This is a genomic window from Mesorhizobium sp. M7A.F.Ca.US.006.01.1.1 (assembly GCF_003997935.1).
GTDB lineage: Bacteria > Pseudomonadota > Alphaproteobacteria > Rhizobiales > Rhizobiaceae > Mesorhizobium.
In genome coordinates this window covers 1-7,306 of record NZ_RZQL01000303.1, presented here as the reverse complement: position 1 = coordinate 7,306, position 7,306 = coordinate 1, and the positions used below count along the sequence as shown (strand labels likewise).

The 7,306-nt window shown below is 56.1% G+C and carries 5 protein-coding genes; 4 read left to right on the top strand and 1 reads right to left on the bottom strand.

The window, feature by feature from the left end; translation table 11 throughout:
- Positions 1-298 (bottom strand): Lrp/AsnC family transcriptional regulator (locus EN943_RS32880; RefSeq protein WP_164778497.1); only part of this gene is annotated, 298 nt, incomplete at its 3' end.
- A gap of 844 nt (positions 299-1,142) precedes the next feature.
- Between EN943_RS32880 and EN943_RS32875 the strand changes: the two genes are divergently transcribed.
- From EN943_RS32875 to EN943_RS32860, 4 genes are all read left to right on the top strand, one after another.
- Entirely contained in the window at positions 1,143-2,321 is a 1,179-nt protein-coding gene (locus tag EN943_RS32875; RefSeq protein ID WP_063169329.1) for an aminotransferase class V-fold PLP-dependent enzyme, read from the top strand.
- Positions 2,322-2,357: 36 nt separating this feature from the next.
- Entirely contained in the window at positions 2,358-3,506 is a 1,149-nt protein-coding gene (locus tag EN943_RS32870; RefSeq protein WP_063169328.1) for a M20 family metallopeptidase, read from the top strand.
- 401 nt (positions 3,507-3,907) lie between these two features.
- Complete coding sequence (locus tag EN943_RS32865; RefSeq protein WP_063169327.1) at positions 3,908-5,086, top strand: Xaa-Pro peptidase family protein; 1,179 nt, start codon at positions 3,908-3,910, stop codon at positions 5,084-5,086.
- 973 nt (positions 5,087-6,059) lie between these two features.
- On the top strand, positions 6,060-7,306 hold a 1,247-nt coding region (locus EN943_RS32860; protein ID WP_164778496.1), incomplete at its 3' end, for an NAD-dependent succinate-semialdehyde dehydrogenase.

The following is a 7,306-nucleotide window of genomic DNA, read 5'->3' as shown; positions in this document are numbered from 1 at the left end:
CGTAGTAAGCGTTCATGATCTCAGGCGTCCGCCGAATTGCCTGCTTGAAACGATCGATGATATCGGCGCGATCGCGCTCGAGAGTGATGGATACCAGCAGGAGCAGGGGCCGACCGACGGCTTCCGGTGAAACTATGGCAACGTCCGCTTCGATGACGCCAGCGTCTCGAAGTCGCTTTAATCTCCGCTGACAAGCGGTAGCCGATAGTCCGGCAAGTTCGCCCAATTCCTCTGTCGTAAGGCGATTGTTGCGCTGCACGACGTTGAGAATCTTCCGGTCAATTCGATCCAGATCCATTCACAATCTCTGCTCATGATGATATCGGCCAATGCCAAGGCCGCCAGTCCGTACGTCCAAAATGTAGCAAGTGCCAAACGCCCTCTCGGCGCTAAAGTCGGTCCAAGTCGCAGAAAATCGGCGTTTCTTTCGCCATCTGCGCACAATACCGGCATAGTATAACTATCTGAGGGGTGCCGCTGAATCGATGGGCGTTGCTGGTGAGCAGTTGCGGGCCAGCGCAAGAACGGCAGATTCGATCGGGTGGGGGCGATCCCCGGTCGAAAAGATCCTACCGATCTCGTTGCTCAGGCGCAGAAAACATGAGTTGCAGCACGCTCGCATCAGTTCGAGGCAAGCGTGTTAGGGAGCGACATCACCAAGGGTGTCGGCGTTGCAGCATAAATCGGAGACCATGAGAGTCAGGCTATGAACCGGCCCCGGCTTTCGGATGCCTTACGGCCCTCGCGCGTCGGCCGCGAGTGAACTATGATCCGCATGGGTGTGGGGCTGGAGGAGAAGGTCGTCGGCTCAGTCAGGCTAACGTCGCTCCAAGCACTGGTAAGAAGCCCTATCCGCGGTCTGAGAATTACCCAAATTGATCTCTCGTGAGGCAGTTGTTGCAGCTGCATTCCGTCGAGACGCTTCAGTGATCCGCGAGAATGGCTCGCGATCTCTGCGTGAATCGCGGTTTGGCGCAGGAATGCGGCGTGGGAGACCGAATGTTAGACCAAAGTCGGCACGAGCACCGTGTAAAATGGGCAGGTCAGCGCAGACCAGTCTGGCGGCATTCTTACCCTTGCCGGAACGATCGCCTGAACAAGGTAGCTCAACCGCCGTCCGCACTCCCAGGAGAGAAAGCCATATGCTTCCCTTGGACATCCTCCGAAAGGAGTTTCCAGCCACAGCAAACGCCATCTACATGGATGTCGCGAACCAGGGCCTCATATCAAGCACAACATTGGCTTCAATCGAGCCTCATTTGAACAATCGGCTGCATGGCCTAAACGACGAAGAAAGAATGCTCGAACACGTCGAGCGTACTCGCGCTAGGTTCGCACAATTTATCAATTCAGATCACGATGAAATTGCAATTACCAAGAATGCATCGGAAGGCATCAACATCATCGCTAATGCGATCGATTGGAGAGATGGAGACAACGTCGTTCTATGCCCAAAATTGGAACACGCAAATAATATCTTGCCATGGATTCAGATCAGAGACCGCTACAATGTCGAGTTGCGAGTCGTAGAGCCGGATAACGGCTCAATTCCCCCTGATGCATTCGTAAAGGCGATTGATTCTCATACCCGCGTTGTTGCCTTGGCGACGGTGACGATGGTTCCGGGGTTTCGGACCGTCATGGAGCAGATATCCGAAGCCTGTAGGCACTACGGTGCATTTCTTTTGGCGGACGCGACGCAATCTGTTGGGATACTCCACACCGACGTCAATCGACTTGGCGTAGACGGTGTAGCAGTGTCCACTGTGAAGGGTTTGATGGGTCTTTATGGATCGGGTTTTTTATATTGCCGTAAAGAATGGGCCGATCGGCTGAGCCCGGCCTATCTTGCGCGCTTCAGCGTAGATTTCGGAAACGCGCCAGAATCAGCTCCGGTACCTAGTTTTGTAAAGTTGCGCTCTGGCGCGCCCCGCTTTGATATCGGGCATTACAACTTCCCTGGCATGTTGGCTGCATATGCATCAATGGGCCAGCTACTTGATATCGGAACCGAGGCGATCGACCAGAGCGTTACCTCACTCGCAAAACGTATGGCCACTGGTCTCTTAGATATCGGGCTTCCGGTCTGCGGCGGGCCACCAGGCGCTCACACTGGAAGTATCGTAGCCGTTGGCGATTCCAGCGATCTTGTTGAAGGGCGCCCAGTCGACGCCCGCATTCGGTCGCTTCACGAGCATTTCACGAAGAACGGGGTAATCGTCTCAATACGCAGAGGCATGCTCCGGTTTTCCCTGCATCTTTACAACACCGCCGATGAAGTCGATCGCGTAATCAATCTGGCCAAGAGCTGGTCGAAGTAAGAGCGACACGGCTAGTTCATGCACACAGGAGAGTACATGTCGACCCAGAGCGCCGAGACTATCGGACTTCTCCAAGATCTTATAAAGATCGAGAGCATCAATCCATCGCTGTCGCCAAAAGGTAGTGGAGAGCAAGGTGTAGCCAAGTTCCTCGAGGGTTTTTGCAAGGAGCGGAAGCTGGCTTACGGGATACAGGAGGTGGCCGATGGTCGCTCGAATTTCCTGACCTGGGTACCTGGGAAAGAACCCGATAGGCGTATTCTATTCATTGCTCATATGGATACCGTTCCTATCGATAGGTGGGAATCAGATCCATTCTCGGGTGAGCAACGGGACGGGCGAATATATGGGCGAGGTAGCTGCGACACAAAAGGCTCACTTGCAGCTATGTTGATTGCGCTTAGCTCACTTGGTGAACGGCAGCCCCGGGCCACGGTTGTTGTGGCAGCCAGCATTGACGAAGAGTACCGCAAACTTGGCGCCCGCGCTATAGCCGATTCCGGTGTCGCTTATGAGGGTGCGGTAGTCGGTGAACCCACCGAATTAGAGCTCGTTGTAGCTCACATGGGTTCTGTCCGCTGGCAAATCGAGGTTCAGGGTGTACCGGCTCATACGTCGAAGCCTCATCTCGGAGTGAACGCGATCACGGGCATGGCCAAGGTGGTATTGGCACTTGATGAGCACCATCGATCCCTTGTGTCTCGGGCGCAGCACCCATTGGTAGGGTCATCACAGCTGACCGTGAGCCTCATCGAAGGAGGTTTGGAACTTACCACTGTACCGCCGGTATGCCGTATCTGGGTCGATCGGCGTCTCATACCCGGGGAGCGGCCGCAGGACGCGTTGGCGGAGGTAGAAAGCATACTGGAAGGCCTTCGCCAGGGCGAAGACAAGATCAATGTTCGGTCATTGCTTCCCGCATTGGAAGACCCGCCTCCAATCAGTTCCGGGTCGAGCAAAATTGCAGCAGTCGCAGGAGCGGCTTGTGCCCACGTCGCGGGGACCGGAGAGCAGAAGGGAGCCACCGGCGGCTCGGATGCAAATCAGCTGTCATTGGCTGGGATCCCGTGTGTGATTATCGGACCCGGGCGTACTGCCCAAGCCCATACGAACAACGAGTTCGTTGAAATCGATCAACTGACCAAGGCTGCTGATTTGTACCAGAGAATCATGCTCACATATTAGGAGTGGCCGGCCTGATGGGGGTGCTCAAACCCCGTCCATTGGGCCGCGGACGCCCCGGATGCTGCATGAGCGTGGCGGCCGCAACGTCCCGATCTTCGCTGGTCTCGTCGGCGCTTCCCACGTAGATCTTGCCGCCCGTGCTTGAAATTCTGTTGCGACAGGCAGAGTGCGTCTTCACCATAGGGAGGGCATGATCTTCCACCGGAGACGCAGAGCCACCGAAAATTTGGCGCTCATATGCGGATAACGTACGGCAAGTGCCTAGGAAATGCAGATTTTCCGCGACAAGAAGAAATCCTCGGGGAAAACAGCCTCTTGTGACGTGATACGAAGAGAAAGTATGCGGACAGGACGAATGCCTGATCCGTTCGAGGAATGCCTGTTTTGAAGGACTCGACGAGATGAAATATGAGAAGCCATTTCCGCCCGAGGAGTTTCGGCGTCGTGTTCATGACGTGAAGCAGCGGATGGAGCGAGCGGGGCTGGACTTGCTGATCTGCCAGGATCCCGCGAATATGTATTGGCTTACCGGCTTTGACGGCTATTCGTTCTACGTGCCTCAGGTGGTCTTAGTGCATCTCCAGTCGGACATGCCCCTCTGGTTCGGACGTTTCGTCGATGTAAATTCCGCTTATATAACGACGGATCTGCCTAGAGAAAATATAAGCTCATTTTCCGATCATAGACTTCAACATCCAGAATTACATCCATTTGACGATCTTTGCGAGCTTATCAATTCGCGCGGCTGGGGATCTGATCGAATCGGTGTCGAGCTTAACGCCCACTTCTATACTGCCCGAGCACATCAACATCTCGTCAAAGGCCTTCCGAATGCAAAATTCTCTGATAGCCGCGAATTAGTCAATTGGGCACGGCTTATAAAATCTGACCTTGAACTAGTCTACATGAGAGAAGCGGGCCACCTTGCAACGCATACGATGCAGACGGCAATCGCTAACCTAAGGCCTGGAGTGCCGCAACATGAGGTCGTCGCGGAGGTGTACCGGGCCCAGACACGAGGGGTGGACGGTAAATATGGCGACTCTAGCGGTCCTCCTCTTATCCAGACTAGCGAACAAACGAACGCTCCGCACCTCAGTTGGACCGAGGAGCCCTTGCCGACCTCTGGCCTGGTTCTCATGGAGTTCGGCGCCACCCGACGCCGCTACTGTGCGCCGCTGTGCCGCACCGTCCACATCGGAAAGCCACCCGCAGAGGTCTCGCGTCTTGCTGAGGTTATAGTGGAAGGCGGGGATGCTGTGCTCGAGATGGCAAAGCCTGGTACCGTCGTTGAGGAGCTTAATGCGGTGTGGCAAGATATCCTCAAGCGGAACGGGTATATCAAGATAGGCCGCTCCGGCTATTCAATCGGACTCAACTTCCCGCCGGAATGGGGCGAACGCACGGTTAGTATTCGCGCGGGCGACAAGACCATCCTACAACCAGGAATGTGCTTCCATTTTCAGTCGGGGGTTAGGCTCGAAGGGTTCGGCGCCGCCATCTCTGAATCATTTATTGTAACCGAAAGGGGCGGTGAGCGATTGGCAGATGTTGATCGCCGCTTGATCGTCGTGGACTAGGTGATTTGGATGTGACCCAAATCGTTTTGCGATCTCACTGGGTCCGTTCGAAGCCGGTTGAAATTTGTTTCTGCGGCGAGCGGATGAACGGATCTAGCTTAAGGACGGCGCTGTCTGAGAGGTGCGGCATGCCCAACCTCTGGGACAGGAGAATCTCGCCTAGCACATGAGTTCTCTGCATCAGCGGAGATTAAGATCCGTAGGCCGAAATGAGCCACCTGTGACGCGAGCGCGGCGTGAACGTTGCCCCATTCTACAAATGCGCGGATGACGCAAGAGGACTTAGCTTTTGAGGAGCATTGAGGACGAGTTTACGCGCGCCTGAAGCGGGCTCTTGCCAACCCTGCGCGCCGGTGGGAACGCGAGTATGGTCCGCCCCGTCCGTGCAACACGTCGCGACATCAGCACACGTTGTTCCCGATAGATGGCTCGGCAGCGAAGCTCGCCTTTTGCCCGGGGCTCGCTTCATCCTTTTCTGCTGTTTCGTGCGACTTCACCACTTCACCAAGTGAATGTCTGGGTTATCGCGGGGACCTCAATTTCGGGACCCCAAGACCTCCTTCCGAATGAAGTCGTCCGCGATGCCATCGTGTCTGAAGCGGTCGCGGTCACCCTGCACAGTGCCGGACGAAAGTAGCCTTGCGGCGAGTTCCGTCTAAGATTCGAGGCGGTTGCGCCTGCGTCAGTGCGCCTGATCGGTGTCGGTCGAGAACTTAATGCCACGAGGCCAGATCGGGAACTCGGGATCGGGAGATCGGCGCTGGAACCAACTACTTTCCGCGCCGCCGGCGACCAGCGCGACCTTCGCTCGCGGTCGCTAAGCCTCCTGGCAAGTGAAGTTGTGAGCCGTGTCCAATTCTACGCGAATTGGCTGCTGTTTGCAGGAATGCAGCTAAAGGGGCATCAACTGCGCTGCCGATCGGCGCTGTGGCAGCAATAACCTAAAGGCATCAGCATACCATTGGAGTCTTAGATGAGGGGTACGTCAATCACGGCATTACGCAGGCTCAAACGGCCAGACCTTTTGCGTGGTGATGCGTATCTGAACGGCGCCTGGCTCTCCAAATCAGATACTCTTGCCGTGTTTGATCCTGCCAGCGGTGACGAGATCGCTCAAGTTGCGGCTTGCGCAGACGCCGACGTTGACGACGCGGTCCATTGCGCAAGAGCAGCGTTCCTCAAGTGGCGCGACATGCTTCCGTTACAGCGTGGTGCATATCTGCGGAAATGGGCGGCAGGCATGCGGGAGAGCGCCGAAGACCTGGCTGTCATCATAACGGCCGAGCAAGGAAAACCGATTGCTGAAGCCCGCGGCGAAGTTTCATACGCTGCCGGCTTTTTAGATTGGTTTGCAGGGGAAGGGGAGCGGGCTTACGGCGAAACGATTCCCAGCCATCTCCCCGCAAGCAGGCTGGCCGTGCATTTGCAGCCGATCGGGGTGACTGTCGCCATTACGCCATGGAACTTCCCAGCGGCAATGATCACCAGAAAGGCTGGAGCTGCACTGGCCGCTGGCTGCACAATGATTGTAAAGCCGGCACCCGAAACGCCACTGTCGGCCCTCGCGCTTGCCCGCCTTGCCGGGGATGCTGGCATTCCGCCCGGCGTGTTTCAGGTGATCACGGGCGAAGCTCCGCCACTTGCCAAACGGCTGTTGTTGCATACCCACGTGCGTGCGTTCTCTTTTACGGGCTCCACCGAGGTCGGCAGAATCCTTCTCGAGCAATCCGCGAAGACAGTGAAGAAAGTCTCGCTCGAACTTGGCGGCAATGCTCCTTTCATCCTTTTCGGCGATGCGCCGATCAACGCTGCGGTCGCCGGTTGCATGGCAGCCAAGTTCGCGACATCCGGTCAGGACTGTCTCGCGGCAAACCGGATTTATGTGCAGCGAGAGATTTACGAGCATTTTACGGAAAAATTTGCCGAGGCCACCAGTAAACTAAAGGTCGGGCACGGATTGGAGCCAGGTGTCGACATCGGTCCGATGACAAAGACGTCTGGTGCTGACAAATGCAGGCACCAGGTTTCTGAGGCTCTAGCAGCCGGGGCTCGAATGGTAGCAGGCGCACAGCACAATTCGCTTGGCGGGAACTTCGTCACGCCGGCCGTGCTTGCTAATGTGACCGATGACATGGTGATTGCGAAGGACGAAACGTTTGGACCTGTCGCTGCAATCCTGCCCTTCGACGACGAACGGGAGGTGGTCGCGCGAGCCAACAA

Excerpts from the sequence above, each read along its gene's own strand:
- EN943_RS32875 (WP_063169329.1), top strand. The coding sequence starts at position 1,143 with ATGCTTCCCTTGGACATCCTCCGAAAGGAGTTTCCAGCCACAGCAAAC.
- EN943_RS32870 (WP_063169328.1), top strand. The coding sequence starts at position 2,358 with ATGTCGACCCAGAGCGCCGAGACTATCGGACTTCTCCAAGATCTTATA.
- EN943_RS32865 (WP_063169327.1), top strand. The coding sequence starts at position 3,908 with ATGAAATATGAGAAGCCATTTCCGCCCGAGGAGTTTCGGCGTCGTGTT.